This window comes from Hwanghaeella grinnelliae (genome assembly GCF_004005845.1).
Taxonomy (GTDB): domain Bacteria; phylum Pseudomonadota; class Alphaproteobacteria; order UBA8366; family Aestuariispiraceae; genus Hwanghaeella; species Hwanghaeella grinnelliae.
Genome location: NZ_SADE01000002.1, coordinates 1081291 through 1107823, shown reverse-complemented (window position 1 = coordinate 1107823; position 26533 = coordinate 1081291). Strand labels below are relative to the sequence as shown.

Sequence of the window (26533 nt, the reverse complement as noted above, 5' to 3'; positions counted from 1 at the left end):
AGTCGGACTGGGCGCGGTGCAAGTCGTGCGCGGAACGCGAGCGAAAGACGAGAGACACAGCCATGAAATTCTTCATCGATACCGCCGACATTGACGAGATTCGCGAATTGGCGGCAACGGGATTGGTCGACGGGGTCACCACCAACCCGTCGCTGATTGCCAAAACCGGCCGGAACTTCCTGGATGTCGTGGCCGAAATCTGCGACGTGGTCGACGGCCCCGTCAGCGCCGAATGCGTCGCGACCGACCATGAAACGATGATGAAGGAAGCCGCCAAATTGTCGGCCATCGCCGACAATGTCGCCATCAAGGTGCCGTTGACGCCGGATGGGTTGAAGACATGCAAGGCGCTGACCGACGCCGGCACCATGGTGAACGTCACGCTCTGCTTCTCCGCCGCCCAGGCGATTCTGGCCGCGAAGGCCGGTGCCACCTTCATCTCGCCCTTCGTCGGGCGGTTGGACGATATCGGCGAAGACGGTATGCAATTGATCGCCGATATCTGCGACGTCTATGCCAATTACGATTTCGCAACCGAGGTTCTGGTCGCGTCCATTCGCGGCCCGCGCCATGTGGTCGTCGCCGGTCAGTTGGGTGCCGGGGTTGCGACCCTGCCGCCGAACGTTCTGCGCCAGATGTTCAAGCATCCGCTGACCGACAAGGGGTTGGATGCCTTCCTGGCGGATTGGGCAAAAACCGGTCAGTCGATTCTATAGGTCCAGGGTTGGTTTTCAAAAGGTCTTCGGGGGCATCTGGACATGGCAAACGGATCTGAACCGGCCAAGGCCGTCAGCACGATCGATAAAGACCAGGTGCTTCGGTTCCTGCACGACAATCCCGGTTTCCTTCAGGAAAACGTCGAGGCGCTGACGGCGCTCGTCATGCCCGAACGGGAATTGGGCGATGGCGTCATCGATCTGCAGCAGGCCTTGATCGGCCGACTGCGGGAAAAGGTGGAGCAGACGGAAGACGTCGCGCGCCTGTTGATCGACAACAGCCGGGACAACCTGTCGACCACGGCCCGCATCCATGAATGCGTGCTGAAATTGCTGGACGCGACGTCCTTCGAACAGTTGATCGAAATCGCCACCGTCGACCTCGCCGTCCTGCTGGATGTGGACGCGGTCATGCTTTGCGTCGAATCGAACGGCTCCTTCGCCGTACCGGTTCGATCCCTGAAGTTATTGCCCGAAGGGGCCGTCGCCAGCGCGTTGCGCGGTCGGCAATCGATTCTGCTGGAGCAGGATATCTCGGCCGATCCGGGTATATTCGGATCGGCGGCGACGCTTATCGCATCGCAAGCGATCGTCAGGCTGCAGATTTCACCCGAAGCACCGCCCGCCCTGCTCGCCTTTGGCAGCCGTGATCGCGCCCGGTTCCACAGCGGTCAGGCAACCGAATTGCTGCAATTCCTGGCCCGCGTGCTTGAGAAACTGATACGGGTTTGGCTGGACCTTCCTGAAGATGACGAGGACGCGTAAGACAGACGGACCGCCGGAAATTCCCCTGGCCATTCCGCCGGGGATACAACCGGTTTTTGCCGCCTTTCTCGATTGGCTCCGTATGGAGCGCCGCGTCTCCCCGAACACAGTCTCGGCCTATTCCCGGGATCTGGGCAATTTCTTCAGCTTTATTGCCGGACATACCGGCGAAGACCTGACGATCGGTGTGCTGGAAGGTTTGAAACCCTTCGATTTCCGCAGCTGGCTGGCCCACCGGGTTCGGGACGGGTTGAGCGCGACAAGCAATGCCCGGGCCTTGTCCACGATACGCACTTTTTACAAATGGTTGGAAAAGACCGGCCGGGGCGAAAACCATGCCGTCCACGCGATCCGCGGGCCGAAAATCCCTTCCGCCGTTCCAAAGGCCCTGTCGCAGGCGGATGCGGAAGTCCTGATCGACGAGATCGATCTGATGGCCTCCGAACCCTGGATCGGTGCCCGCGACTGCGCCCTCGTTTCCCTGCTCTATGGCTGCGGGCTTCGGATCGCCGAAGCCTTGGACATGAATCAGTCCGACATTCCCGAAAAGGGCAAAGGCAGCACCATGCTGCGTGTGATCGGCAAGGGACGGAAGGAACGCCTTACCCCCCTGCTGCCCGTGGTGTGGGACGCCATCGCGGAATACCGAAAACTCTGTCCCTATGGGCCGGGTCCGGACGGGCCCTTGTTCATCGGTGCAAGGGGCAAACGGTTAAACCCGTCCGTCGCCCGCAAGGTCCTGCAAACCGCCCGGCGCGGATTGGGCTTGCCCGAGACGGCGTCGCCCCACGCCCTGCGTCATTCCTTCGCCACCCATCTGCTGGCCGGCGGCGGGGATCTGCGCACGATTCAGGAGCTGCTCGGCCACGCCTCGCTTTCGACCACACAGCGCTACACCCAGGTCGACACCGCCACCTTGATGACCGAATACGCCAAGGCGCATCCGCGGTCGCGATAATCAACGCCTAGAGCCAATCATCCTCGAACGGATAGGTGCTGAGCTGTTTGGCGCCTGATGCGGTGACGTGGACCTGTTCTTCCAGCTTGATGCATTCGCGCCCGCCTTCCGTCCCCACAAGGCTTTCGACGCAGACGGTCATGTTTTCCTGGATCACCCCGTCATAGCCGCCATGCTCCCAGTCCTGAGCGTAGACGACACCTGGATATTCGTCGCAGAGCCCCACGCCGTGAAAGACGACGGAATAGCGATTGGCGACAAATTCGTCCGGCAGTTGGAAGCTTTTCTCAGCAAACTCCTTAAAGGTCATGCCGGGCCGCAGCAGGTCGATGTTAAAGCGGATCTGCTCCCGCGCGACCGCATAGAGCCGCCGTTGTTCGTCAGTTGGTTTACCGCCACCACAGCGCCACGTGCGGGAGATGTCGGAACAATACCCGTTCGGGCCGATCAGGTCTGTGTCGAAGCTGACGATATCGCCTTTCTGGATCACCCGATTGCTGCATTCCTGAAACCAGGGATTGGTGCGCTGGCCTGAGGTCAGCAAACGGGTTTCAATCCACTCTCCGCCCATCTCGATATTCGTCTGATGCAGGATGGACCACAGCTTGTTCTCGGTGATCCCAGGCTCCAACGCCGCGCGCATGCGGCGCATGCCTTCCTGGCAGGCAGCAATGGATTCCTTCATCGCGGCCAGCTCCAGATGGTTCTTCACCTCGCGGGCGATTTCCATGACCTGCTGGCCATCCTGGATATCGATCTGGCGTTCTTCCAGCGCCCAAACACCCAGCGGGTCCAGCTTGTCGACCGCGATGCGGTTATTGGTGCCGCAATGTTGTTTAATCAGCTCCAGCAGTTCGTCGGCCCAGGACTGAACCCGGACAGGCGCCTCTTCCCCTGCGCCGAAATAGAACCATCCGGTTGCCGCACGCACCTCGTCGACGACCTCGATCTGCGCGGACAGGTGCCCGCAACCGTGGAAGTCGAACAGTGTGACGGGGCCTTCCGTCGGAATGAAGGCATAGCGGACGGCGTTATGCAGGGTCCAAACCTGCATGTTCGACGTATCCGTCGCATACCGGATGTTTAGCGGATCGTAGAGCAGGATGCCGCCATAATCGCGGCGGCGAAGCTGTTCCCGGACTCTCCCCAACCGGTAGGCGCGTAGCGCTTTATGATCGACCGCGGTGGCGTGAAACGCGGTCATCGTAGGGACTCTCCGTTACTCAGCCGCGACCGGTGGAGACTCACCGGGCGCGTGGTCGAGGTTTTCGTACTTGGAGGAAGCGAATACCCGGCGGACCATCGGTTCGAAGAACTCGAGCGGCAAGGTGTCGTAATCCGGGTCGAAGGCGTTCTGGTCGTAGTTGTAGCAGAAATACTCGCAGTCGGCGTACCAGGGATGATCCTTATACCGGTCTCGCGCGTCGCGGTCCCCGCCCGTGTGATGGGCGTAGTAGTACATTTGGAAGACGCCATGATGCTTGACGATCCAATGGGTCTTCTCGCTAACATAGGGCCGCAAGACGGCAGCCGCGAAATCGCTGTGGTTCGACGGGGCCAACATATCGCCGATATCGTGGAACAGGGCCGCGACCACCATTTCCTCATCCGCACCGTCGCGATAGGCGAGCGTGGCGGATTGCAGCGAATGCCCCAGCCGCGTGATCTTGTAGCCACCGGTACTGGCGTCGAGCGTCTTCAGATGATCGAGCAATCTGTCCGCAACGCCGTCCCGAAACGGTTTCTCATAGCTTTCGAGAAGATCGTATTCTTCCTTGGTTCCGTCTTCCATTCGGACGAAATCCACCACGCCATCTGTCATTCCCGATCTCCTAAAAAAGTCGTCGCGTATCGACGGAGTTTCCGGCCATGCGGTGCCGGGTGTCAATGAAATCAACTGGGGGAGGGGGCGAGCAGACCTATCCACCCGCGCCCGAACATGCCGACGGCCTGGCGTATGGCCAAGCCGTTGGCAGACAGTCCAGTCCGAATTTTAGATATGGATCGTGCGGTTATCGACGGCGAGCGCCGCTTCCTTCACCACCTCGTTGAGCGTCGGATGTCCATGGCAGGTCCGCGCCACGTCTTCCGCCGAACCACCGAATTCAATGATGGTGACGATTTCATGGATCAGCCCGCCGGCATCCGGTCCGATGATATGGCAACCCAGCACCTTGTCGGTTGTCTTATCCGCCAGGATCTTCACGAAACCATCCGTGGCATTCATCGCGCGCGCCCGTCCGTTCGCCGTGAAAGGGAATTTACCGGAATTATAGGCGATACCCGCGTCCTTCAATTCTTCCTCGGTCTTGCCGACGGAAGCAACTTCCGGCCACGTATAGACGATGCCCGGAATGGCGTCGTAATTGATATGCGGCTTCTGGCCGGCGATCATCTCTGCGACGGCGACGCCTTCGTCTTCCGCCTTATGCGCCAGCATCGCGCCCGGGATGCAGTCGCCGATCGCGTAGACCGTCTGCACATTGGTCCGGTAGTGATCGTCGACCTGGATAACCCCGCGCTTGTCGGTTTCGATCCCCAGATCTTCCAGGCCGAGCCCTTCCGTGTAAGGACGGCGGCCGACCGATAGCAGGACGATATCGGCCTTGATCTCTTCCGCATCGCCGCCCGCGGCCGGTTCGACCGTCAACGTCACGCCGGATTTGGCGGTCTTGGCCGAAGTCACCTTGGAGGAGAGTTTGAACGAGATCCCCTGCTTCTTCAGGATGCGCAGGAAGTTCTTGCTGATTTCGCCGTCATTGGTGGGAAGAATCCGGTCCAGGAATTCAACCACGGTGACTTCCGACCCTAGACGGGCCCAGACCGAGCCCAATTCGAGGCCGATAACCCCGCCGCCGATGACGACCATCTTCTTCGGCACCTTGCCGAGTTCCAGCGCGCCGGTGGAGGTGACAATCTGTTTTTCATCCACGTCGACACCCGAGATCGGCGTCGATTCCGAGCCGGTCGCGATGATGATGTTCTTGGCGGCGACGGTCTTGCCCTTGTCCGGCCCTTCGGTGATTTCCACCTCGGTCCCGGATTTCAGCTTACCTTTGCCCTTGATCCAGTCGATCTTGTTCTTCTTGAACAGGAACTCGATGCCCTTGACGTTGTCGCCGACGACCTTGTCCTTGTGGCCCATCATGCCTTTGAGGTCGAGCTTCACGCCCCCGGTCTTGATACCGAGCGCTTCCAACCCGTGTTCGGCTTCCTCGAACCGTTCGGACGCATGCAGCAAGGCTTTTGAGGGAATGCAGCCGACATTCAGGCAGGTCCCGCCCAGGGTCGTGCGCATTTCCACGCAAGCGGTTTTCAATCCCAATTGCGCGGCGCGGATCGCGGCCACATAGCCGCCCGGTCCACCGCCAACAACGACCACGTCGTATTGGTTTTCGCTCATCGCTGACCCCTCTTCGCAGATCTTCGTCATAGATCTTCGTCATAAGATCTTCCGGACCGCGCAGCCAGGGCGGCCCAAATCGGACCGCACCTTGCCCCAACGCGTCGAAAAGGGAAAGGGTATTAAGGACTTGAACCGTCCGGATGGGAAACCAAGTTTCTAGCGCATAGGCCTTAATTTGGCCCCAATCTTGCGCTATTGGTCAGGCATACTGACAAGGACGGATATTATGAAAAAACTACTGGCGCCCATCGCGGTCAGCCTTTCCCTGTGCCTCGCCGGCGGCCCCGCCCTGGCGCAAGAACGGTCGCCGGAGGAGTTGGCGCGAGAAGGCTTGGCGAAGCTTTTATCGGCGCTGGACCTGTTCATCGGCAGTATCCCGCAATACGAAACACCTGAAATCCTGCCCAATGGCGATATCATCATCCGTCGCATCCATCCGGAAGACGACAAATCGCCCGAAAGTCCAAGAAAACAGGAAGAGGACCGCAAGGATTCGATTTAGCGGCGCTTGCGCCTTCCAAGGGGCCGGCAACGGGGGGTACTAGGGTTTTCGGTCTTCCGACCCCGCATAGACCAACCCTGCAACAAAGACACTGGCGGCGATGAAGCCGAAACCGAGCCGGTAGGACTGCTCAACCGTCAACCCCATCGCCTGCCCCCAGTCGAGCGCAATGCCGAATCCTCCCTGCATCACGGGAATCCCACCGACAGCGGCGACGGTGATGAGCGTTGAAGCGCGCCCGACAAGGTGATCTCCGACCAGGGCCCGGTTATGGGCGTTCAGCGTCAAATAGAAGTTCTGGCAAAGCGTCATTCCCAGCAACAAAACAATTACCGCAACCGGCGGAAGTCCGCCGATGACCGCGACGGCGCCGACACAAACCGCCGAGCCAACCGCCCCGCCGAGGACCACCTTTTTCCGCGTTCCCAAAAGCCGATCCAAGGGGCCGAAGACAAGGCCGCCGATCATCGTCATCAAGAACAATGCGAACAGGACGGAACCGGCTTCCTGCGTGTCGTATCCATGAACCTCCTGAAAATACGGCCCGCCCCACAGCCCCGCGACCGTCGTGATCGGTGCAAAAGCTACGGTCCCCATCGCAAGCAACCTGGGGAAGTTGCGGTTTCCGAAGATTTCCCGAAACCCGTTGAGCATTGAGCGCCACCCTGTTGGCTGAAAAACGGGACGCGGTACATGGGGCGGCGCATTGCGGATGGTGATCGAACCCAGGATGGCGATCGCAAGTGTGAACATCCCCACCGCCATAAGGGCCGGACGCCAGCCGACGACGTCGACGATCGTCGCCAATGGGTAGGTGCCGGTCAGCCCGCCGATCCCGCCGATCGCCACCATGATTCCGGATACTTGCGCGAAACGGTCTTGCGAAAACCAGCGGGAGAAGAGGATATGCGCCGCCGCGGAAGAGGAGGCAAAACCGATTCCGAGCAGGATGCGGCCGGCATAAACCCATTCCAGTTCCACGGCGCGGGAAAAAACGAGGCTGCCGATCCCGGCAATGCCCAACATCAACGGAAGAACCCGGCGGGGGCCAAATCGATCCAGCGCAACACCGGCGGGGATCTGCATCACCATTGTGGCGATAAACATGGCGCCAATGACACTACCCAGCGCCGACGCCGACAGACTTAAGTCTTCCGCCAGGACAGGGGATAGGATGCCGCCCGCCGCACGGTGAAATTGGCCGATGGCAAATACCAATGCACAAAAAACGACGACCCAGGCATACCGCAGCCGGTTCACTTTGAAACCATCTGGTCGAAAAGGCTGACGTCCGTCGATGACAGACGGAGAAATGTGACCGGTCTCCCCGACCGAGTCACGCACAGCAAGCCGAAGGGGACCACAAGACTAGGGGAGGAAACCATACAGCCTCGCCGCGGAAAGAAGAGCAAAGACCGCGACACCCGCGGCGAAGCCTTGGATCTGCGACCTTCCCCGAAGCCACCAGACAAGCAGCGCCGCCGCGAAGGCCGCCAAACGGTCAATCATCGGCGCTTCCGCGGTCACATTCGTCGGGAAAAATATGATCCGCACCATCAACCCGGCGACCATCGCGTAAGCAACCGTGTTCACCCAGTCGAACAGAAGCTTGTGACTGGCCAGCCGGTCGGCCAGCGCCAGGCCCAGCATCCGCCAAACGAAGGTAGCGATCACCGCCAACCCCATCATGCTCCAGGGTACAAGCGCGTCGGGAAGCGTCATTCCGGCGCCCTCCCCGTCTTGTGCGCAATAACGACAGCCACCGTTCCGCCGCCCAGACCGGCAGCCAGGATGCACCAATCGCCAAGCAGCGGGTAGGTCAGCGGCCCCAGGATCGCGCCCAGCAAGACGGCCAAACGGTTGGCCCAGACCCTGGCGCTGGAAACCAGCAGAACGATATAGAGGGGGGTCACATAGACCGCGACACGGATCACCGGGTCCGGCACGATATCGCTGAGGTAATATCCGAAGACGGTCCCCAGATTGGCGGCGACATAGACCACGCTGACAAAACCCAGATAGTACGGCAGCACGCCCATCGGCGGCACTTTGTTCCGTGCCGCGGTGAGTTGCGCCCAGCCTGTGATCGCCAGGAGGTGCGCCGTGACGATATTTCGGAACAAACCCCGCTTGTGGGCCTTCAGATGCATCATCGGCAGGCCGGAGACCGTCATCGGCAACATCCGCATATTGGCGAGCGCGACCGCCGTGAAGATCACCAATCCGCTTGCCCCCGCGGCATAGAGGTCTGCGAAAGCAACCTGCCCAGGCATGCCCCAGACGAACATCGTCGTCGCCACGGTCACATATATATCCAACCCGGCTTCTCGGGCGATCGCGCCGAAGCCGATCATGGTTGTGAACAAGGCGAATGAGGGCACACCGAACCCATCGATGAGCCCGACACGCCGCGCTGCGCGCCATTCCGCATGGTTTAGCGTCACGTCACTCAAGCGTTTTCCTCCGGTGGTTATTTGTCATTGGGGTTTGCGGGATGACGATCCGCCTCGAAGCGATATAGCATCCCCCGGTTGCCCCAATACAGTGGAATGACGTCATGGAACCTATTCTGTTATCTCTTTGGTCCGGTTTGCCGGTCTTGCTTCTGCACGTCGTGACCACGTTGCTGCTGCTGGGCATCGGCCTATGGGTGTACGAAAAGGTCACCCCGTTTAAAGAGTTGGACTTGATCAGAGTCGGAAATGTGACAGCCAGCGTTACATTTGCGGGCGCGATATTGGGGATCGCCATCCCCCTCGCTTTTGCCATGAATGCAAGTTTGGGTCTGTTGGACCTTATTGTCTGGGGTGTCGTGACGGTGGCTCTTCAAGCTATCGCCTATCTGATTTGTGATTTTGTATTGAAGGACATGCAGGCGCGTGTGGAAAACAACGAATTGGCTGCGGGTGTCGTCATCATGGCAGTGAAACTAGCGGTCGGTGCGGTCATCGCAGCGGCAGTCGCAGGCTGAGCCGTGCGGAACACGCGTTTCCTTTGGATTCTGCTGACGGCTGCCTTCATCGTCCTATCCGTCGTGACGGATTTCGACAGCACTGCCCCGCGGCGCCCGGTACCCCCGCCGAGCGGACAAACGGAAACGAGGGAGAATTTCGACGTCCGGCGCGCCGCGACCGGGCCGATCCAACGATGGTTATTGCAAGCCGATACGGACCGCGTGCGGTCCACCGGCACGGCCTTCGCGGTGGCGGACGGGTTGTGGTTAACGGCACGTCATGTGGTCGATCAATGCGACAGCGTCTGGCTGATCAAACCTGGGAAAAAGATCAAACGGGACCAGAAAGCCCAGGGCGTCATGCTTCACCCCAAGGCGGATATCGCGCTGCTGCAACTGCCGCTCCGCGTTCCTCTGATGCAAACCGTCACGACGGCCTATCATCCGGCCAGAAGCGCCAACGGATTCCAATTGGGCTATCCGGGCGGCGATCCGGGCGATGTCTTTTCCCTGTTCATGGGCGATAGCGCGGCGACGATCCGGGGTCGGGGCGCGGCGACATTTCCGATCCAGGTTTGGGCCGCGAAAGAGATCCCGGCAAGGCTAACCTCACTGGGCGGTTTGAGCGGCGGTCCGGCCTTCGACGAAACGGGTCGCGTCATCGGCGTTACGATCGCGGAAAGCCCCAGGCGCGGGCGGGTCGCGACCACGCAGGCAACCCTGTCATCCGAGATGATCGATCTGGCGGGCGCAGCCCAACAATTTGCCATCGACGCGCGCCATGCCGACCCCGTCCCGAACCTGACCCCGTCGACCTATCAGGAAAAAGGCGATGCCTTGCGCGCCGCCCTTTCCGTCGTGCAGGTCTATTGCCATGTTAAGATTCCGGGCCGAAGAAGCCCCCTCGACAGCCTTTGACATCCAGCCCGAACACAACGGAACGATAGCGGCATGAACAATACCAAACCGCTTTGGGTCCTGGTCGCCGTCTGCCTTTTGGGTCTTTGGCTTTACACCGATTTCGATCTGTTGCCGACGCCCTACGAACTTGTCCTGGAACCGGAAAGGGAGATCCGCGTACCAGGCTCCGGCACCGCCTTCAGCGTCGGCGAGGGGCTTTGGATGACGGCCCGCCACGTGGTCGACAAGTGTGACGGGATCGGATTCATCAAGAACGAAAGACTGGTCGGCGTGGCCGACCGCGTTGTCCATCACGACACCGCGGATGCAAGCCTGCTGTATGCGGATTTTTCCGCCCTGCCCTTGCCAATAGCCAGACCGAACATGGACCCACAGCGGCATGACGACGCCTTTCTGATCGGATACCCAGCCGGCAGCCCCCGTGAATTTATCGCCAAACAGGTCGAATACCGTGAGATCGAGCGGTCCGGCGTGCCCGGCGGCGCCTTCCCCGTCATCGTCTGGGCGGAACGGCCGGAGCCACCGGCCGGCACCGACTATGCCGGCATGTCCGGAGGACCGGTGATAAACGGCGAAGGATATGTCATCGGCATTCTGGTCGGGTCAGACGACGCACTGGGGCGGATCGTCGCGAACACACCGACGACATTGAGATCGATGTTGCCTGGCGGTGGATCGAGCGGTGGAGCCCAGCCGGTATCATCGCCCACGGCCGGCGACCTGTCCGAAATCGGCAGGCGTTTGAGGGCTGAGAACCGGGTGATCCAGGTCTATTGTCACGTCGAGTAGTTCCGGAAAAGGAAACGCCCCCGGTTAAGGGGGCGTCGCCTAGACATTTCTTCGTCTGCAAGCGGATCAAACGTCCAGCAGCAGGCGGGCCGGGTCTTCCAGCATTTCTTTCAGGCGCACGAGGTAGGTCACCGCCTCGCGACCGTCGATGATGCGGTGATCGTAGGAATGGGCCACATACATCATGTTACCGACCACGATATTGCCTTCGGCATCGCAGATCGGACGCTTCTGGATTTTGTGCATGCCCAGAATGCCGGACTGCGGCGGGTTGATGATCGGCGTCGACATCAGCGAGCCGAAAACACCGCCATTGGTGATCGTGAAGGTACCGCCCATCATCTCGGCCATGCTGAGCTTGCCGTCACGGGCGCGGCGTCCGAAATCGGCGATCGTTCCCTCGATTTCGGCGAAGCTCTTCTTGTCCGCGTCACGCAGCACAGGGACGACAAGACCCGACGGCGTGCCGACGGCAATGCCGATATCGTAGTAATTCTTATAGATGATCTCATCGCCATAGATCTCCGCATTCACCGCGGGCAGTTCTTGAAGCGCGATCACCGATGCCTTCACGAAGAAACTCATGAAGCCCAGCTTCACATTGTGCTTCTTCTCAAACTTGTCCTTGTAGTCCTTGCGAAGCTCCATCATCGCGGTCATGTCGATTTCGTTGAACGTGGTCAACATAGCCGCTGTGTTCTGAGCTTCCTTCAAACGCGTCGCGATGACCTTGCGCAGCTTCGGCATCCGGACGCGTTCTTCACCACGCGGATCCATGGGCCGATCCGGCAACGGTTCGTAAGTCGCGACCGGCGGCTTCGGTCCACCGACCGGCGCTGCGGCAGGCGCCTTCGCAGCAGGCGCGGCCTTGGCCCCACCACCGCTGAGGAAATTCTGCACGTCTTCCTTGGTCAGGTTGCCCTTCGGACCCGTCGCCGGAATTTTCGACGCATCGAGATCATTTTCCGTGACCATCTTCGCGACAGCCGGTGAAAGCGTGTCATTGCTGGCCGGCGCCGCTGCAGGGGCCGGTGCTGCTTCAGCAGGCTTTTCAGCTGCCGGCTTGGGGGCTTCCTCTTTCGGTGCCTCCGCCTTAGGGGCCTCCTCTTTAGGGGCAGGTGCCGCGGCACCTTCGGCGATTGTGCACAAAAGCGCACCCACCTCGACCTCGGCGCCCTCCTCCGCGGCAATATCCGACAGGGTGCCAGCCACAGGGGATGGGACCTCCACAGTCACTTTGTCGGTTTCCAGCTCGACCAGCGATTCATCGACAGCCACGGCTTCTCCGGGCTTTTTGAACCACCGCATGATACTTGCTTCTGAAACCGACTCACCAAGCGTCGGTACGTGCACTTCCGTCGCCATTTTCCTATCCAAGCTCCATTTAGAATGCCGGACCGCGTAACTCCCCGCGTCCGGTCATTTCCGATTGGTCGTTTAGGGTTACAATTTCCCGCTAACTCTTCGCCTATTTCTTGGCTTTCGCCTTCTTATTAGCCGCCGCTTTCTTAACAGCAGGTTTCTTTGCACCCGCTTTTTTCGCAGCCGCTTTTTTAGCAGGCGCCTTTTTTACGGCCGATTTCTTGGCCGCTGCTTTCTTTGCGGTCGCTTTTTTAGCCCCCGCTTTTTTAGCAGGCGCCTTTTTTACGGCCGATTTCTTGGCCGCTGCTTTCTTTGCGGTCGCTTTTTTAGCCCCCGCCTTTTTTGCAACAGCCTTTTTCGCAGCAGCCTTCTTGGCGCCTGCCTTCTTGGCACCTGCATTCTTCGCAGCGCCCTTCTTTGCAGACGCCTTTGTGCCGACGCCCGCCGCCAGTGTCGCTTTTGCCGCAGCCTTCTTCGGTGCCCGGCTTGGCCCTTCCAGCGTCAACGCCTCGTCGATGAAGCGCTTCAGCTCAGCCAAATGGTCCTTCATCCGGCCCGCGGCAGGCGATGCAGCTTCCTTACGACCGACATAACGGGGTCGCGTGGAGACATTATTGCCAACCGTGTTGAGAACCTTTTCCAGGCGCCGGTCCACGAAGAACCAGGAACCGGCATTCTCCGGCTCTTCCTGACACCAGACGACTTCCGCGTTCGGGAACCGGCCCAGTTCCACTTCAAGGGCCTTCTCCGGCCAAGGGTAGAGCTGCTCCACGCGAAGCAGATAAATGTCGTCGATGCCGCGTTCGTCGCGTTCCTCGAGCAGATCGAAATAGACCTTGCCGGAACAGATCACGACACGGCGAATATCGCTGTCCTTTGCCAAACGTTTTTCCCATTGGGCGTCATCCCACAGCAAGCGGTGGAAGGTCGACCCCTGGGCCATTTCATCCAGCGAAGAGATGCAACGCTTGTGACGCAGCAGCGATTTCGGCGACATCAGGATCAGCGGTTTGCGGAAATTCCGACGAACCTGTCGGCGCAGTGCATGGAAGAAGTTGGACGGGCTGGTGATGTTGCAAACCTGAACGTTGTCTTCCGCGCAAAGTTGCAGATACCGTTCCAACCGCGCGCTGGAATGCTCCGGCCCCTGGCCTTCGTATCCATGCGGCAACAGCATGACCAAGCCGCACATGCGCAGCCATTTCGACTCACCGGATGCGATGAACTGGTCGATGATGACCTGGGCGCCATTGGCGAAATCGCCGAACTGGGCTTCCCAAAGCACCAGGGAATGCGGCTCCGCACTGGCATAGCCGTATTCGTAACCGAGCAGGCCGAATTCGCTGAGCGGGCTGTCGATCACCTCGAACGGTGCTTGGCCCATGCGAATATTGTTGAGGGGGACATATTCCTCCTCCGTCTTCTGGTCGATCAAGACCGAATGCCGGTGGGAAAAAGTACCGCGTTCGGAATCCTCACCCGAGAGGCGGATCGAGGTCGACTCGCAAAGCAGGGTCCCGAAGGCCAACGCCTCGGCGGTACCCCAGTCGATCCCCTTGCCCGTTTCGATCATTTTCCGCTTCTGTTCGAGCTGGCGTTTGATCTTCGAATTCAGGCCGAAGTTCTGCGGCACGGCGGAAATCGCGTAGCCCACTTCCTTCAAAAGGTCGATATCGACACCGGTCTCACCGCGCCGCGCCTCACCGGCGGCGATGCCCAGACCGGCCCATTTACCTTCCAGCCAGTCGGCCTTGTTTGCTTTAAACGAATGGCGGGCTTCGAATTGCGCGTCTAGGTGATTGGTGAATTCCTGAACGATCTTATAGCCTTCCCCTTCAGGAAGCGTGCCTTCGCCTTCCAGCTGATCCGCATAGATCTGCCGGGTCCGCGGATGCTCGCCGATCTTTGTGTACATCTGCGGCTGGGTGAACATCGGCTCATCGCCTTCGTTATGCCCGTGCCGACGGTAACACCACATGTCGACGACGACGTCCTTCTTGAAGCGTTGGCGATATTCAATCGCGATCCGTGCAACGTGGACGCAGGCTTCGGGGTCGTCCCCGTTAACATGGAAGACCGGCGCATCGACCAATTTTGCCATGTCCGAGCAATAGGGCGAGGAACGCGACTTGCTGGGTGCCGTGGTGAAGCCGATCTGATTGTTGATGGCGATATGAATCGTGCCGCCCGTGCGGTAGCCGTCCAATTGGCTAAGCAGGAAAGTTTCCGCAACGATGCCCTGGCCGATGAAGGCGGCATCGCCATGCAGCAGGATGCCCATGACCTTCTCACGGTCTTCGTCGCCGCGTTGCCGCTGCTTGGCGCGAACCTTGCCGAGCACAACCGTGTTCACCGCTTCCAGGTGACTGGGATTGGCGGTCAGCGACAGGTGAACCACGCGCCCGTCGAATTCACGGTCGGCGGAAGTGCCCAAATGATATTTGACGTCGCCGGAGCCCTGCACGTCTTCCGGGCTCGTGCTGATGCCTTCAAACTCCGCGAAGATCGCCTGATAGGGTTTGCGCATGATGTTCGCCAGAACGTTCAGACGTCCGCGGTGGGCCATGCCCAGAACCGCTTCCTGCAAACCCAACTGTGCGCCGCGCTTGAAAATCTGCTCCAGCATCGGGACCAGGGATTCCCCGCCATCCAGGCCGAAACGCTTCGTGCCGCGATACTTTTTGTCCAGATAGGTTTCAAAGATATCGGCCTGCGTCAGCCGCTCCAGGATCGTCCGTTTGCCCAAATCTGTGAATTCGGTCCGGTTGCGGATGCCTTCAATGCGTTCCTGAATCCAGGATTTTTCTTCAGGGTTCTGAATGTGCTGGAACTCGATGCCGATGGAACCGCAATAGGTCTCCTGGCAGATCCGCACGATTTCCCGCATGGAGGCGGATTCAAGACCGAGATAGTAATTGATGAAGATCGGCCGATCCATGTCCACATCCTCGAACCCATAGGTCTTGGGATCGAGTTCCGGCTGATAGGCCGGTTCGTGCAGGTTCAATGGATCGAGATGGGCGACCGCATGCCCGCGCATCCGATAGGCGCGGATGATCATAAGGGCGCGGATCGAGTCCAAGGTTGCTTGCCGGATCTCACCCGCGCTGGCGCCGGGCGTCCCGGCCTTGGCCAGTCGGCGCAGAATTTCGTCGTAGGAAGTGCCTTCATCGGTCAGTTCCGCGAAGGTCTCGGCTTGGTCGTCACCCTTCGGGCCGATGACCGTGGTCGCGCGCGGCGCCCAGCTCGGTCCTCGATACCCTTGCAGGAAATTAAGGTCACCATCCTCCAGGCCCGAAAAAAACTCCGCCCATTGCTGATCGACCGAAGCGGGGTCGCTCAGGAATTTCTGGTACAGTTCGGCCACATACGTTTCGTTGGCTTGAAAAAGCGGCGTCGTGTTCCCGGCATAGGTCATCACGCATCTCCCTTTTCGGTCGACTGCCACCGGACCCGTCCAATCGGTGCGGACGAAACCGGTGCAGTCGTGGACGCCATTCGGACGGCAAGCGTCAGATCAGCGTTACAATCCCGACTGTTTCTCATCGCAGCGTAGCACGTAGACCCCCAGCAGGGTCACAGAAACCGTGCTGTTTCTCTACGTGCCATGATACCGACCAAAACCTTTTTTAATCCAGGTCTAAAGTAGCGGCGCCGGGGATTACCCCGGCGCCGTTTCTACATCAACCCTTCATTGCTTCCAGCATCGTCGTACCAAGCGCCGATGGGCTCTCCGATACGCGGATACCGGCGCTACTCATCGCCTCCATTTTGGAGTCGGCCGTGCCTTGACCACCGGAAATGATGGCGCCCGCATGGCCCATACGCTTGCCCGGAGGCGCCGTACGGCCCGCGATGAAGCCGACCATCGGCTTTTTCACTTTCGAGGATTTGACGAATTCCGCGGCTTCTTCTTCAGCCGTGCCGCCGATTTCCCCGATCATGATGATGCCCTCGGTTTGATCGTCGGCCAGGAACATCTCCAGGCAATCGATGAAGTTCGTACCGTTGACCGGATCACCGCCGATACCGATGCAGGTCGACTGACCAAGGCCGACCGCCGTCGTCTGCGCGACTGCTTCGTAGGTCAGCGTTCCGGAACGGGAAACCACACCGATCTTGCCGGCGCGGTGGATATGGCCCGGCATGATCCCGATCTTGCACTGTTCCGGCGTGATCACACCGGGGCAGTTCGGGCCGATCAACCGGGTCTTCGACCCGCTCAGCGCGCGCTTGACCTTCACCATGTCCATCACCGGAATGCCTTCCGTGATACAGACCGCAAGTTCCAATTCGGCGTCGATCGCCTCCAGGATTGCGTCGGCCGCGAAGGGCGGCGGCACGTAGATCACGGTCGCATTGGCGCCGGTCACATGCTTGGCTTCCGCCACGGTGTTGAAAATCGGCAAGTCCAGATGCGTACCGCCGCCTTTGCCGGGCGTGACACCGCCGACCATCTGCGTGCCGTAGGCAATTGCCTGCTCGGAATGGAAAGTCCCCTGCGCGCCGGTGAAGCCCTGGCAGATGACTTTTGTGTCCTTGTTAACCAGAACGGCCATCAGTTAGCCTCCTTCACAGCAGCCACGACCTTTTCGGCCGCGTCTTCAAGATTGTCGGCAGAGATGATCGGCAGACCCGATTCCGCCATGATCTTCTTGCCCTGCTCCACATTGGTGCCTTCCAGACGTACCACCAGGGGTACGTGCAGGTTCACCTCTCGGGAAGCCGCGACCACCCCTTCGGCGATGACGTCGCACCGCATGATGCCGCCGAAGATGTTGACCAGAATGCCTTCGACATTCGGATCGCTGAGGATGATCTTGAAGGCCTTGGTCACACGTTCCTTGGTGGCGCCGCCGCCGACGTCCAGGAAGTTCGCGGGATCGCCGCCCTTCAACTTGATGATGTCCATCGTCGCCATGGCAAGGCCGGCACCATTGACCATGCAGCCGATCGACCCGGTGAGCTTAATGTAATTCAGCTCGTGCTTGGTCGCTTCCAGCTCCATCGGGTCTTCTTCGGTCTCGTCCCGCATGCCGGCGATGTCCTTGTGACGGAACAGCGCGTTGTCGTCGAAGTTCATCTTCGCATCCAGCGCGATAACCTCACCCGAGCCGGTCACGACCAACGGGTTCACTTCGACCATGCTGGCGTCGAGCTGGGTGAAAGCATTGTACATCGCGGTCAAGAACTGAGTGCAGCTTTTGACCTGGGCCCCTTCGAGGCCCAACGCGAAGGCAATGCGCCGACAATGGAAGCCGGAGATGCCCGTCGCCGGGTCGACCGTGACGCGGATGATTTTATCGGGATGCTCTTCCGCGACTTCCTCGATTTCCATCCCGCCTTCGGTGGAGGCCATGATGGTCACTTGGCTTGTGGCGCGGTCCAGCAGCAGGGAGAGGTATAGTTCCCGTGCGATATCGCAACCGTCTTCGATATAAAGGCGGCTCACTTCCTTGCCTTCCGGCCCGGTCTGCTTGGTGACCAGCGTCGCGCCGAGCATGGCTTTGGCGTTTTCACGCACGTCCTCGACGGACTTGCTGACACGCACGCCGCCCTTGTCGGGATCGCCGTCTTTAAACCGGCCGGCCCCGCGGCCCCCGGCGTGAATTTGGGATTTGACGACCCAGATCGGACCGCCAAGTTCGTTTGCCGCCTGCACCGCTTCATCGACGGTGTAGGCCACCTGCCCGCTAGGCACGGCAACGCCAAACTTCCGTAGAAGCTCTTTGGCCTGATATTCGTGGATGTTCATGTCGCTTAAGACTTCCCCGTGGCTATGATCACGCCCAAACCCCTTCCGGTTGGACTTGGTACCGGAGCGGCACCAGATCCCTGCCCCGAAAGGGGCCGGTAAATCGGCAGAAAGACTGTGGAACGGTCCCCTGGACTACACCTATGGGTATCGCCTTTCCGCCCACCATCCGCGACGTCCGCACACCATCGAGAATAATGGGTTTCCGGGCCCCGCTGAGCGGGCGTAATTTAGCAACCTTTCTACTCAGTGCAACCGGATCGGTCATAATAATCCCTAGCCGTGGCACCAAACATTCCACTTCTCCCGATAGGTTTTTTCGATGGTGCGCGCAAACCGGCCCGCATCAAGAAGCGGTGAGGCCCGCAATCTGTCCCTCAAACGGGCCGAATAATCGCCGCATCGGGCCGCATCCCCGGCAAGTGCCACCGCCGCCGATATATAGGCGGGATGGTCTTCCGCGATCAATTCAGGAAGGCCCAAATGGGTCAGAATGGAGGCCCCGACCCGGGCCGCATGGCGTTCACCGCGCAGCGCAATGACGGGCGTTCCCATCCAAAGGGCATCGAATGTTGTCGTGGTACCGTTATAGGGGAAGGTGTCCAGCGCGATGTCGATGTCATTGTAGAGCGAGAAATGCTCGGCCAGCCCCGGTACGGTGCCGCGCAGCCTGAGTCGCGCCGGGTCGACCCCGCGGGCCAGGAAGGCGTCGGCGCATTGCCACCGCGTCCCCGGATCGTTCAGCGACCGGGCCTTCACCATCAACAATGCGTCTGGGCATTCCTTCAGAATTTCGGCCCAACGATCCAGGACCGTTCCATTTACCTTGGCAAAATTGTTGAAAGACCCGAACACGATGGGCCGACCGCCGAGCGGTGTCTTGGCCACGGGAATGTCGACCGGCGGGCGATAGCACAGAAACCCACTCGGAAGCCGAATCAGTTGTTCAGCTTCCCCTCCATCCGCCTCAACCGGCGGGTCCGCGACCGCATCGGTCAGCCGGTAATCCATTTCACCCAGCCCCGTAATGCCGGGATAACCAAGCCATGTCATCTGAACGGGCGCCACGCGCCGCGCGAAGACCGAAAGCCGATTGCCCGAAGTATGCCCGGCCAAATCGACCAAAATATCGATCCGGTCCGAGGAGATCCTTTCGGCCAGAGCGTCATCGGTCCAACCGGCCGTATCGACCCAATGATCTGCACGCCCCCGTAACGTTTCCGTCATCGCGTCCGGGTGCCCGGCATCGGAATAGCACCAGACATCGACGTGATGCCTATCATGGGCTTCCAGTAAGGGAAGAAAGAAATTGGCGACCGGATGCTGTCGAAAGTCCGGAGAAACATAGCCGACACGCAGGACGCGGTCCGCGCCAGCACCTTTTGCAAATGGCGCGGATTGGGCGACCCGGTCAGCTTGGTTCGTCGACAGGGCTTGCCCCCATGCCCTGTGGGCCGACTGAATCTCATCCGAAGTAAGGCCTTCATTATAGTGCATCGACATTAGCCGATTGTGCTGGCCCTTTCCGAAACCCGGTCGCTGTCTGACCACATGGTCGTGATGGCGAAGCGCATCGTCATGACGGCCCTGGCTTTGCCGGATCACACCTAGGTTCGATTCCACTTCCAAAAGATCTGGATCGGCTTTCAGCGCCTGCTCATAAGCTTCCGCCGCCTCTTCCAAAAGCCCCATGCCGGCAAGAAGGTTTCCCATATTCGTCCAGGCCGGAGCGAAATCGGGACGCAGGCGAACCGCGTCGCGAAAGGGGGCCAATGCCTTCTGTGGGGTTGTTGCAGCCAGAAGCGATCCCAGAGAGAAAGCGATATCCGCATCGTCCGGCGCGGCCACACGCGCTTTCTGCAAACAATCGATCGCGACATCACCCCGTCCGGCCGCGTTCGCACAGAGCGCCATCAGATACAGGCCTTCCGCATGGTCGGGCTGATCGCGCAGCAAACGGTTCAAGGCGGCAAAGGCAGTCCCGCCATCGCCGTTCGCCAGCGCGGTCTTCGCAATCTGCAGATCGTTTTCGCCTTGCACGCGTACCCTCACGCAACACTGTCGCTGTCGGTCAATTGAACAGGATCATCCGCCATGGCGAAGCGGAAAGAAAGAAGCCGCGCCCCCTTTGAAGGAGAGCGCGGCTTCCAAACCTAGACCGAAGAGGTCTTCGGTAACTTAGTCTTTACGACGACGGCGTGCTCGTCGCGGGTGCCGCCGGAGCAACCTTCGCAGCAGCCTTTTTAGCGCGGGCCTTCTTGGCCGATGCCTTCTTCGCTACCGATTTCTTGGCGGAAGATTTCTTGGCGGTCGACTTCTTCGCTGCGGCCTTTTTCGCACCGGCCTTCTTAGCAGAAGACTTCTTCGCGGCCGATTTCTTGCCACCAGCCTTTTTGGCCGCACCCTTCTTCGCGGGCGCTTCCTTGCCGGCATTCTTTTCGATATCGGCGGCAACCTTGCTCAGCGATTGCACCGCGTCGATGGACTTCTGCAGCATCTTCTTTTCGGCCGCGTTGAGGGAGATCTCGACGATCTTCTCAACACCGTTCGCACCGATGATGCAGGGCACACCGACATACATGTTGCGGACGCCGTATTGACCGGTACAGAACGCCGCCGCCGGCAACAGCCGTCGTTTGTCCTTTAAATAGGACTCCGCCATCACGATCGCGGAAGAGGCGGGCGCGTAGAACGCGGAACCCGTCTTAAGCAGGCCGACGATCTCGGCACCGCCATCGCGCGTTCGCTGGACGATATCGGCAATGCGCTTCTTCGTGGACCAACCCATCTTCAGCAGATCCGGCACGGGAATGCCCGCGACGGTCGAATAACGGATGAGCGGAACCATCGTATCGCCATGACCACCGAGCACGAAGGCCGTCACATCTTCGACCGACACCTTGAATTCTTCGGCCAGGAAATAACGGAAACGTGCGGAGTCGAGAACCCCCGCCATACCGACGACCTTATTCGCCGGCAGACCGGAAGCTTTCTGCAAGATGCCGACCATGACATCGAGCGGATTGGTGATGCAGATGACAAAGGCTTTCGGCGCGTTCTTCTTGATGCCTTCGCCGACGGACTTCATCACGCTTGTGTTGATGCCGATCAGATCGTCTCGGCTCATCCCCGGCTTCCGCGCAACGCCGGCGGTTACGATGATGACATCGGCGCCTTTGATCGCGCTGTAGTTTTTCGAGCCAGACATTGCCGCGTCGAAACCTTCGACCGGGGAGGCTTCCGCGAGATCGAGCGCTTTGCCCTGCGGAATCCCATCCATGATGTCGAACAACACGACATCACCCATTTCCTTGAGACCTGCCAACAAGGCGAGCGTGCCGCCAATGTTCCCAGCGCCGATAAGCGCTATCTTGTTACGAGCCATCCCCTTCCTTCCTTATGGTATTAAACCATGCCGGTATGTGTTTCAGAGCCGTGACCTTTAGGACGACGCCATCACCGTGCAATTCGGAAGCAGCGGCCATTGGCGTTCGCACTCGGTGTGGTACAGGAATCGTCTTTGATGAGCAAGGATATTGCCGTTTTCCTGTCAATCCCGAAAGCTTGTATCCGTTGCATTCTATATATCCCACTCCTCCCATACCCTCACGACAGAGTGAAAGCGCGTAACCGCCCAAACCCATTGCCGTTCCACCTGGCAATCCCTACTTAACCCACAACGATGGCCGGCAAAGAACGGCCAAAATTTTTAGTATGGAGTGGGGCAATGAGTTTATTCATTCCCGGCGGGCTTAGAAGCTCGCGTTTGGCAAAGATAAGCATCGCGGCAGGCATGGGCCTTTGGGCCATCTTGGTTGTCGGGTTGACCGTGATACCCCTGGACCGTGGCACGGTCAGTGACGGGGTCTATGCACTAACCGGTACATTGACCCAATACATCACCCCGGACGGCGAGCGCGTTGTTAAGCCCTTGCCGCTGCCTAAGTGACGATTGGATCGAACTGACTGGAAGGCGGGTCGCATTTCAGCGACCCGCTCTCTAGCCAAGTCGACAAGGAAGGAATAGAAGACGAGCCGACAGAAAGACCATATAGCCTGATCGGTTCCCCTATGATCCAAACGCTCTTCAGTCCCCTGCGCCGCCTTTATGATTGGACCATGCGCATGGCGGCGCATCCTTTGGCCGAACGATATCTGGCCTTTGTGTCGTTCATTGAGAGCGTCATTTTCCCCATCCCCCCCGATGTCATGCTGATACCGATGGTATTGGCCAATCGTGATCGCTTCCTGCGCTATGCGACCATATGCACAATCGCCAGTGTTGTGGGGGGTGTCGGGGGTTATCTGATCGGCTATGGGCTGTTCGATGTCATCGGCGAACCGATCGTCAGGTTCTATGGTTACGAACAAGCACTGGAACAGGCGCGCGCCTCTTTCGCCGAATATGGCTGGCTGATCGTGATCGGCGGCGGTTTGACGCCGCTGCCCTTCAAGATCGTGACCATCGCGTCAGGCGCCATGGAACTCAATCTTATGACCTTCGTGCTCGCCTCCATCCTCAGCAGGGGATTACGGTTCTATATCGTATCCATTCTGTTGCGGATGTTCGGTGGGCCGATCCGCACCCTGATCGAAGAGCGGTTCGGCCTGATGACCACCGCCTTTTTCATATTGCTGATCGGCGGCTTCATGGCGATTAAGTGGTTACACTAGCAGTGATCGCAGCCGCATCCGGTTGAAAACGAGAGAAACGGTAATGAACGCCAGATCGCGACTGCCCAGCCTTCAACAGACCCCCGCCTTGGTGATGATCTTCATCGTCGGCGTGTTGGGAACGGCCTATTTCTTCGAACACGTTTTGGACATACATCCCTGCGCCTTGTGCCAGTATCAAAGACTGGCGTGGTGGATTGCGCTCGGCGTGGCCGGCGTCACCTTCTATCTGCGGCGCAAGACCACGTTGCTGCTGACCGGGCTGACCTTGACCATCGTGGTGATCCTGGCCGGCGCCGCGACGGCCGGCTACCATGTGGGTGTGGAACAGAAATGGTGGGAAGGCCCTACTTCCTGCACCAGCGGCGGGCTGAACGACCTGGACATCAATGCGCTAAAAGACGCAATCATGAGCGCACCGGTGATACGGTGCGACGAAGTGGCCTGGAGCCTGTTCGGAATCTCCATGGCAGGTTACAATCTGGTATTGGCGCTTGGCGCAGCCACCGCGATCGGCTTGTTGATCCGCAAGGCCATGCGCTGATCCGCAGTAACGATCGAGAATACGGATTGAGACGGCGATGACCACCGCAACGAACCAGGGCGAGACGAAACCGGGCCGCGGCCCGCGCTATCTGCCAGGCGACCCTCGCCCCACCGACAGTGTCGCGCGGATGATCCGCGTCGACCAGGCAGGCGAGTTTGGCGCCACCCGGATCTATGCCGGGCAGCACGATGTTCTGCGCCGGACCTCTTCCGGCCCCTTGATCAAGCACATGGCTGAGCAGGAACAAGTTCACCTCGATACGTTCAACAAGATGCTGGTCGAACGCCGTGTCCGCCCGACCGCCATGACGCCGATCTGGCATATCGCCGGCTACGCCATGGGCGCCGGTTCCGCCTTGTTGGGTGAACAGGCCGCCATGGCCTGTACTGTCGCGGTCGAGGAAGTGATCGACGAACATTACGCCGCACAGGCGGATAAACTTGGCGAGGATGAGGCTGATCTGAAGGCGACGATCGAGAAATTCCGGCAGGAAGAAATCGAGCATCGCGATATCGGTTACGCCGAAGGGGCCGAACAGGCGCCCGGCTATCCGGTCCTGACCCGCGCGGTGAAGAGCGCGTCGAAGCTGGCGATCTGGCTTTCAGAACGGGTCTGAGCCCCTTCTCGACCCAGAAATCCATTGGCGGTTTTAGCAGAATCATGACCTTCTGTTGTCTGGCGATGATAACCGCCGGAGGGTTCCTATGTCCCTGTCACGGTTCGAAAGCCGCTTCGTAAGGCTTCAAAACGACTATCCGACCGGTATGACGGCAACTGCCGTTCTGCGGCGTGCGCTGGCCATGTTGGCGGATCTTGCCGCCGATACGCTGGAGACAGATGCGGAACAGGCGCGCGGATTGTTGACCGGCGCCGCGCGGCGTATCGAGACCCTGTTTGCGGACTGGCCGGATATCGCCGGCCCCTTGGTCGATTGGCGGCGCATGATCTCTCTTTTCCCGGCCGATGACGGAAAAGCGCTGCGCTGTCACGCAATCCGGGAGGCCGAGCGCATGATGCGGTCGGCGTCCGAGGGAGACCCAGCTGAAAGCGGCGGCGAGGACGCCTACCGTTCCAGTTCCATGTCCCAGTAGAGATAGTCGTTCCAGCTTTCGTGCAGAAAATTCGGCGGGAAGGACCGGCCGTTTTCCTGCAACAGAAAGGTCGTAGGCGGCCGCACCGCCCGACGGAGCGGCATGTTAGCCTGAACCGGCGTCCGTCCCCCCTTGCGCAGATTGCACGGCGAACACGCCGTCACGACGTTTTCCCATGTCGTCCGTCCGCCTTGGCTGCGCGGCACGACATGATCGAAGGTCAGATCCTGTGCATTGAAGCCGGTGCCGCAATACTGGCATGTCAGCTTGTCCCGAAGGAAAACGTTGAACCGGGTAAAAGCCGGTTGCCGGGACGGTCGAATATAGTCCCGCAAAGCAATCACGCTGGGCAACGCCATCGTGAAACTGGGACTGTGAACTTCCGTTTCGTATTCGGAGAGGACCGATACGCGGTCGGATATCACCGCCTTAACCGCGTCCTGCCACGTCCAAGTAGAAAGCGGAAAATAACTAAGCGGTCTGAAGTCCGCGTTCAGAACCAACGCCGGACAGTTATTCAAGGCCGTAGTCACCGCACTGAACTCCCGTTTTTGCGGGGGCCACCCTTGCCAAGGTTGGTTAAAAGCTACACGGATTCTTCAACCGCGTACAAGAAAAGCGGGGCTGAGGGGACAAAATATAACCAATCTGTAAGAAAAGAGCGTTCGATGCGCTTCTTTCCAACATCTTGCCGTCACTCCTTGTCGTGAATACCGACAATATCAGTCCGACAAGATCAATCAGGTCAGGTGTTTCCCCAGAAAGTCGATCGCCCGCTTCAGTCCGGCCGGATCGATTGAATGGGGTACACCAGGGCAAATCAGCGTTTCGACCGTGAACCCCGCATCCTGCAGAGCGCCCGCCGCTGCCGGTGTGGCCTGGACCGGCACGACTTCATCCGCGTCGCCATGGATCAAAAGAACGGGCGGTTTGCTGCGTGCCTCATCCAACAATGCCTCACCCGCCAAAAGCGCGCCGGAAAACCCGACGACCGCCGCGAAAGGGTCGGGCCGGCGCGGCGCCACATGAAGCGACATCATGGTTCCTTGGCTAAACCCGACCAACGCGACCGCACCGGCGTCGAGACCAAACCGCGCCATTTGCTTGTCGATGAACCCGTCCAGGATCGGTGCCGCGATGCGGATTCCGCTCAACATCACCGCCGGGTCGCGATCCTGCAATGAGAACCATTGCCGGCCATAGGGCGCCATATCACAGGGAAAAGGTGCGTCCGGCGCGATAAAATGCGCATCTGGAAGAGCCTGAGCCAGATGCGGCGCAAGCGCGATCAGATCATTGCCATCCGCCCCCAGCCCATGGAGCAGGATCACGAGCTGTTTGGCCGCAGCGCCGGAGGCAGGCGTTTGTTCCGGTCCGTCCAATTCCATCATCATCATCCGATCCCTTACTTACGATGAAAACAGGTTCAAGCGGGCGCGCCGCGGTAGTAGTGCCACAGGAAAACCGACATGGCGCTGCGCCAAGGCGACCAACCAAGGGCCAGTTCCCGCGCCAGTTTCGGCGCCGGTCTGGCATCCAGCCCTTTCAGGCGCTTCATCGCCTCTTGAAGGGCAATATCCTCCCCCGGAAACAAGTCGGGCCGCCCCAAGGAAAACATGCAATAAATCTCCGCGCTCCAAAGGCCAATTCCCTTCAGTCCGGTCAGCGCGGCGATGATCTCGTCATCCGGCATGCCGGGAAAATCTTCAATCGGAACCGTTCCCGACGCGACGGCCTCCGCGATCCCCTTACCGTAGCGGATTTTCGGGCGCGACAAGCCTGCGGCCTGTAAGGCTTCATCCGGCTGGGCCAGGAACGCTTCCGCCGTTGTCCCCGGCATCAGGTTTTCCAACCGGCCCAGGATCGCCCGCGCGGCTTCCTTGGAAATTTGCTGGTTCACGACAATCGACAACAAGGCGGGGAAGCCCCCGGGCGCGGTTCTGGGTTCCGGATAGCCGACCAGCGCCAAGGCATCGGCGACCTGGTGATCGATGCCGGCGACGTCGTCCAATGCCTTGATCAAAGTCTGCTTGTTCACCAGATACGTTTCCAATCCCGAATGCCCGTCGGTAGATTTGACTTAAGATTGCGACG

At 59.6% G+C, this 26533-nt stretch carries 27 protein-coding genes; 12 read left to right on the top strand and 15 right to left on the bottom strand.

Annotated elements, in window-relative coordinates; all coding sequences use genetic code 11:
- Positions 1-62 precede the first annotated feature (62 nt).
- From fsa to EOI86_RS15920, 3 genes are read left to right on the top strand one after another with little or no spacing between them, the layout of a single operon-like run.
- Positions 63-716: a fructose-6-phosphate aldolase gene (gene fsa / locus EOI86_RS15930; protein WP_127766141.1), complete on the top strand. Its 654-nt coding sequence runs from the start codon at positions 63-65 to the stop codon at positions 714-716.
- A 42-nt stretch (positions 717-758) separates the two neighbouring features.
- Positions 759-1481 carry a DUF484 family protein gene (locus EOI86_RS15925; RefSeq protein ID WP_127766140.1) on the top strand — a complete coding sequence of 241 codons (723 nt, stop codon included), beginning with the start codon at positions 759-761 and terminating at the stop codon, positions 1479-1481.
- Positions 1465-2439 (top strand): tyrosine recombinase XerC, encoded by a 975-nt coding sequence (locus EOI86_RS15920; protein WP_127766139.1) that lies wholly within the window; start codon positions 1465-1467, stop codon positions 2437-2439. The genes EOI86_RS15925 and EOI86_RS15920 overlap by 17 nt, the downstream gene beginning before the upstream one ends.
- Before the next feature lie 7 nt (positions 2440-2446).
- Here EOI86_RS15920 and EOI86_RS15915 read toward each other — a convergent pair whose 3' ends face one another.
- The 3 genes from EOI86_RS15915 to lpdA all read right to left on the bottom strand — a co-directional run bounded on the left by EOI86_RS15915 (position 2447) and on the right by lpdA (position 5842).
- Positions 2447-3643 (bottom strand): M24 family metallopeptidase, encoded by a 1197-nt coding sequence (locus EOI86_RS15915; RefSeq protein WP_127766138.1) that lies wholly within the window; start codon positions 3641-3643, stop codon positions 2447-2449.
- Positions 3644-3658: 15 nt separating this feature from the next.
- Positions 3659-4261, bottom strand: coding sequence for an HD domain-containing protein (locus tag EOI86_RS15910; protein WP_127766137.1), 603 nt, complete (start codon positions 4259-4261; stop codon positions 3659-3661).
- A gap of 171 nt (positions 4262-4432) precedes the next feature.
- Positions 4433-5842, bottom strand: coding sequence for a dihydrolipoyl dehydrogenase (lpdA, locus tag EOI86_RS15905; RefSeq protein WP_127766136.1), 1410 nt, complete (start codon positions 5840-5842; stop codon positions 4433-4435).
- A 229-nt stretch (positions 5843-6071) separates the two neighbouring features.
- Here lpdA and EOI86_RS15900 point away from each other — a divergent pair, with 229 nt between their 5' ends.
- Positions 6072-6347, top strand: coding sequence for a DUF2059 domain-containing protein (locus EOI86_RS15900; RefSeq protein WP_205032217.1), 276 nt, complete (start codon positions 6072-6074; stop codon positions 6345-6347).
- Between the two features lie 39 nt (positions 6348-6386).
- On the opposite strand, the gene EOI86_RS15895 is transcribed toward EOI86_RS15900, so the two are convergent.
- From EOI86_RS15895 to EOI86_RS15885, 3 genes are all read right to left on the bottom strand, one after another.
- Complete coding sequence (locus EOI86_RS15895) at positions 6387-7607, bottom strand: MFS transporter (RefSeq protein ID WP_161973855.1); 1221 nt, start codon at positions 7605-7607, stop codon at positions 6387-6389.
- A gap of 108 nt (positions 7608-7715) precedes the next feature.
- Complete coding sequence (locus EOI86_RS15890) at positions 7716-8069, bottom strand: AzlD domain-containing protein (RefSeq protein ID WP_127766134.1); 354 nt, start codon at positions 8067-8069, stop codon at positions 7716-7718.
- On the bottom strand, positions 8066-8791 hold the full coding sequence (locus EOI86_RS15885; RefSeq protein WP_240035710.1) for an AzlC family ABC transporter permease: 726 nt from the start codon (positions 8789-8791) through the stop codon (positions 8066-8068). The genes EOI86_RS15890 and EOI86_RS15885 overlap by 4 nt, the downstream gene beginning before the upstream one ends.
- Positions 8792-8904: 113 nt before the next feature.
- On the opposite strand from EOI86_RS15885, the gene EOI86_RS15880 reads away from it, so the two are divergent.
- From EOI86_RS15880 to EOI86_RS15870, 3 genes are read left to right on the top strand one after another with little or no spacing between them, the layout of a single operon-like run.
- Positions 8905-9318 carry a DUF350 domain-containing protein gene (locus EOI86_RS15880; protein WP_127766132.1) on the top strand — a complete coding sequence of 138 codons (414 nt, stop codon included), beginning with the start codon at positions 8905-8907 and terminating at the stop codon, positions 9316-9318.
- 3 nt (positions 9319-9321) lie between these two features.
- Positions 9322-10218, top strand: a complete 897-nt coding sequence (locus EOI86_RS15875) for a S1 family peptidase (RefSeq protein ID WP_127766131.1) — start codon at positions 9322-9324, stop codon at positions 10216-10218.
- A 33-nt stretch (positions 10219-10251) separates the two neighbouring features.
- Positions 10252-11010: a S1 family peptidase gene (locus tag EOI86_RS15870; RefSeq protein ID WP_127766130.1), complete on the top strand. Its 759-nt coding sequence runs from the start codon at positions 10252-10254 to the stop codon at positions 11008-11010.
- A 66-nt stretch (positions 11011-11076) separates the two neighbouring features.
- Here EOI86_RS15870 and odhB read toward each other — a convergent pair whose 3' ends face one another.
- The 6 genes from odhB to mdh form a co-directional block, all read right to left on the bottom strand.
- Positions 11077-12375, bottom strand: coding sequence for a 2-oxoglutarate dehydrogenase complex dihydrolipoyllysine-residue succinyltransferase (gene odhB / locus EOI86_RS15865; protein ID WP_127766129.1), 1299 nt, complete (start codon positions 12373-12375; stop codon positions 11077-11079).
- Positions 12376-12478: 103 nt separating this feature from the next.
- Positions 12479-15790 (bottom strand): 2-oxoglutarate dehydrogenase E1 component, encoded by a 3312-nt coding sequence (locus EOI86_RS15860; protein ID WP_127766128.1) that lies wholly within the window; start codon positions 15788-15790, stop codon positions 12479-12481.
- A 265-nt stretch (positions 15791-16055) separates the two neighbouring features.
- A complete protein-coding gene (gene sucD, locus EOI86_RS15855; protein WP_127766127.1) occupies positions 16056-16931 on the bottom strand; it encodes a succinate--CoA ligase subunit alpha in 876 nt (291 codons plus the stop codon).
- Positions 16931-18127, bottom strand: a complete 1197-nt coding sequence (sucC, locus tag EOI86_RS15850; RefSeq protein WP_127766126.1) for an ADP-forming succinate--CoA ligase subunit beta — start codon at positions 18125-18127, stop codon at positions 16931-16933. The genes sucD and sucC overlap by 1 nt, the downstream gene beginning before the upstream one ends.
- 276 nt (positions 18128-18403) lie before the next feature.
- Positions 18404-20167 (bottom strand): O-linked N-acetylglucosamine transferase, SPINDLY family protein, encoded by a 1764-nt coding sequence (locus tag EOI86_RS15845; protein ID WP_127766125.1) that lies wholly within the window; start codon positions 20165-20167, stop codon positions 18404-18406.
- 145 nt (positions 20168-20312) lie between these two features.
- Positions 20313-21512 carry a malate dehydrogenase gene (mdh, locus tag EOI86_RS15840; RefSeq protein WP_127766124.1) on the bottom strand — a complete coding sequence of 400 codons (1200 nt, stop codon included), beginning with the start codon at positions 21510-21512 and terminating at the stop codon, positions 20313-20315.
- Between the two features lie 342 nt (positions 21513-21854).
- Between mdh and EOI86_RS15835 the strand changes: the two genes are divergently transcribed.
- The 5 genes from EOI86_RS15835 to EOI86_RS15815 all read left to right on the top strand — a co-directional run bounded on the left by EOI86_RS15835 (position 21855) and on the right by EOI86_RS15815 (position 24439).
- A complete protein-coding gene (locus tag EOI86_RS15835) occupies positions 21855-22076 on the top strand; it encodes a hypothetical protein (RefSeq protein ID WP_127766123.1) in 222 nt (73 codons plus the stop codon).
- A 122-nt stretch (positions 22077-22198) separates the two neighbouring features.
- Positions 22199-22801 carry a YqaA family protein gene (locus tag EOI86_RS15830; protein ID WP_127766122.1) on the top strand — a complete coding sequence of 201 codons (603 nt, stop codon included), beginning with the start codon at positions 22199-22201 and terminating at the stop codon, positions 22799-22801.
- 43 nt (positions 22802-22844) lie between these two features.
- Positions 22845-23345 (top strand): disulfide bond formation protein B, encoded by a 501-nt coding sequence (locus EOI86_RS15825; protein ID WP_205032216.1) that lies wholly within the window; start codon positions 22845-22847, stop codon positions 23343-23345.
- 37 nt (positions 23346-23382) lie between these two features.
- Complete coding sequence (locus EOI86_RS15820) at positions 23383-23964, top strand: demethoxyubiquinone hydroxylase family protein (protein ID WP_127766121.1); 582 nt, start codon at positions 23383-23385, stop codon at positions 23962-23964.
- Between the two features lie 88 nt (positions 23965-24052).
- Positions 24053-24439 carry a hypothetical protein gene (locus EOI86_RS15815; protein ID WP_127766120.1) on the top strand — a complete coding sequence of 129 codons (387 nt, stop codon included), beginning with the start codon at positions 24053-24055 and terminating at the stop codon, positions 24437-24439.
- Here EOI86_RS15815 and EOI86_RS15810 read toward each other — a convergent pair.
- The 3 genes from EOI86_RS15810 to EOI86_RS15800 form a co-directional block, all read right to left on the bottom strand.
- Positions 24412-24972 carry an HNH endonuclease gene (locus tag EOI86_RS15810; protein ID WP_127766119.1) on the bottom strand — a complete coding sequence of 187 codons (561 nt, stop codon included), beginning with the start codon at positions 24970-24972 and terminating at the stop codon, positions 24412-24414. The two genes, EOI86_RS15815 and EOI86_RS15810, sit on opposite strands and share 28 nt — an antisense overlap.
- 207 nt (positions 24973-25179) lie before the next feature.
- Positions 25180-25836, bottom strand: coding sequence for an alpha/beta hydrolase (locus EOI86_RS15805; RefSeq protein ID WP_338033058.1), 657 nt, complete (start codon positions 25834-25836; stop codon positions 25180-25182).
- Positions 25837-25865: 29 nt separating this feature from the next.
- Positions 25866-26477 (bottom strand): DNA-3-methyladenine glycosylase family protein, encoded by a 612-nt coding sequence (locus EOI86_RS15800; RefSeq protein WP_127766118.1) that lies wholly within the window; start codon positions 26475-26477, stop codon positions 25866-25868.
- Between the last annotated feature and the right edge of the window lie 56 nt (positions 26478-26533).

Coding starts and splice junctions, on each gene's coding strand:
- EOI86_RS15870 (WP_127766130.1), top strand. CDS start 10,252: ATGAACAATACCAAACCGCTTTGGGTCCTGGTCGCCGTCTGCCTTTTG.
- EOI86_RS15805 (WP_338033058.1), bottom strand. CDS start 25,836: ATGATGATGATGGAATTGGACGGACCGGAACAAACGCCTGCCTCCGGC.
- EOI86_RS15825 (WP_205032216.1), top strand. CDS start 22,845: ATGAACGCCAGATCGCGACTGCCCAGCCTTCAACAGACCCCCGCCTTG.
- EOI86_RS15900 (WP_205032217.1), top strand. CDS start 6,072: ATGAAAAAACTACTGGCGCCCATCGCGGTCAGCCTTTCCCTGTGCCTC.
- EOI86_RS15860 (WP_127766128.1), bottom strand. CDS start 15,790: ATGACCTATGCCGGGAACACGACGCCGCTTTTTCAAGCCAACGAAACG.
- EOI86_RS15820 (WP_127766121.1), top strand. CDS start 23,383: ATGACCACCGCAACGAACCAGGGCGAGACGAAACCGGGCCGCGGCCCG.
- sucD (WP_127766127.1), bottom strand. CDS start 16,931: ATGGCCGTTCTGGTTAACAAGGACACAAAAGTCATCTGCCAGGGCTTC.
- EOI86_RS15880 (WP_127766132.1), top strand. CDS start 8,905: ATGGAACCTATTCTGTTATCTCTTTGGTCCGGTTTGCCGGTCTTGCTT.
- EOI86_RS15925 (WP_127766140.1), top strand. CDS start 759: ATGGCAAACGGATCTGAACCGGCCAAGGCCGTCAGCACGATCGATAAA.
- EOI86_RS15915 (WP_127766138.1), bottom strand. CDS start 3,643: ATGACCGCGTTTCACGCCACCGCGGTCGATCATAAAGCGCTACGCGCC.
- EOI86_RS15830 (WP_127766122.1), top strand. CDS start 22,199: ATGATCCAAACGCTCTTCAGTCCCCTGCGCCGCCTTTATGATTGGACC.
- odhB (WP_127766129.1), bottom strand. CDS start 12,375: ATGGCGACGGAAGTGCACGTACCGACGCTTGGTGAGTCGGTTTCAGAA.
- mdh (WP_127766124.1), bottom strand. CDS start 21,512: ATGGCTCGTAACAAGATAGCGCTTATCGGCGCTGGGAACATTGGCGGC.
- EOI86_RS15920 (WP_127766139.1), top strand. CDS start 1,465: ATGACGAGGACGCGTAAGACAGACGGACCGCCGGAAATTCCCCTGGCC.
- EOI86_RS15890 (WP_127766134.1), bottom strand. CDS start 8,069: ATGACGCTTCCCGACGCGCTTGTACCCTGGAGCATGATGGGGTTGGCG.
- sucC (WP_127766126.1), bottom strand. CDS start 18,127: ATGAACATCCACGAATATCAGGCCAAAGAGCTTCTACGGAAGTTTGGC.
- fsa (WP_127766141.1), top strand. CDS start 63: ATGAAATTCTTCATCGATACCGCCGACATTGACGAGATTCGCGAATTG.
- EOI86_RS15835 (WP_127766123.1), top strand. CDS start 21,855: ATGAGTTTATTCATTCCCGGCGGGCTTAGAAGCTCGCGTTTGGCAAAG.
- EOI86_RS15815 (WP_127766120.1), top strand. CDS start 24,053: ATGTCCCTGTCACGGTTCGAAAGCCGCTTCGTAAGGCTTCAAAACGAC.
- EOI86_RS15910 (WP_127766137.1), bottom strand. CDS start 4,261: ATGACAGATGGCGTGGTGGATTTCGTCCGAATGGAAGACGGAACCAAG.
- lpdA (WP_127766136.1), bottom strand. CDS start 5,842: ATGAGCGAAAACCAATACGACGTGGTCGTTGTTGGCGGTGGACCGGGC.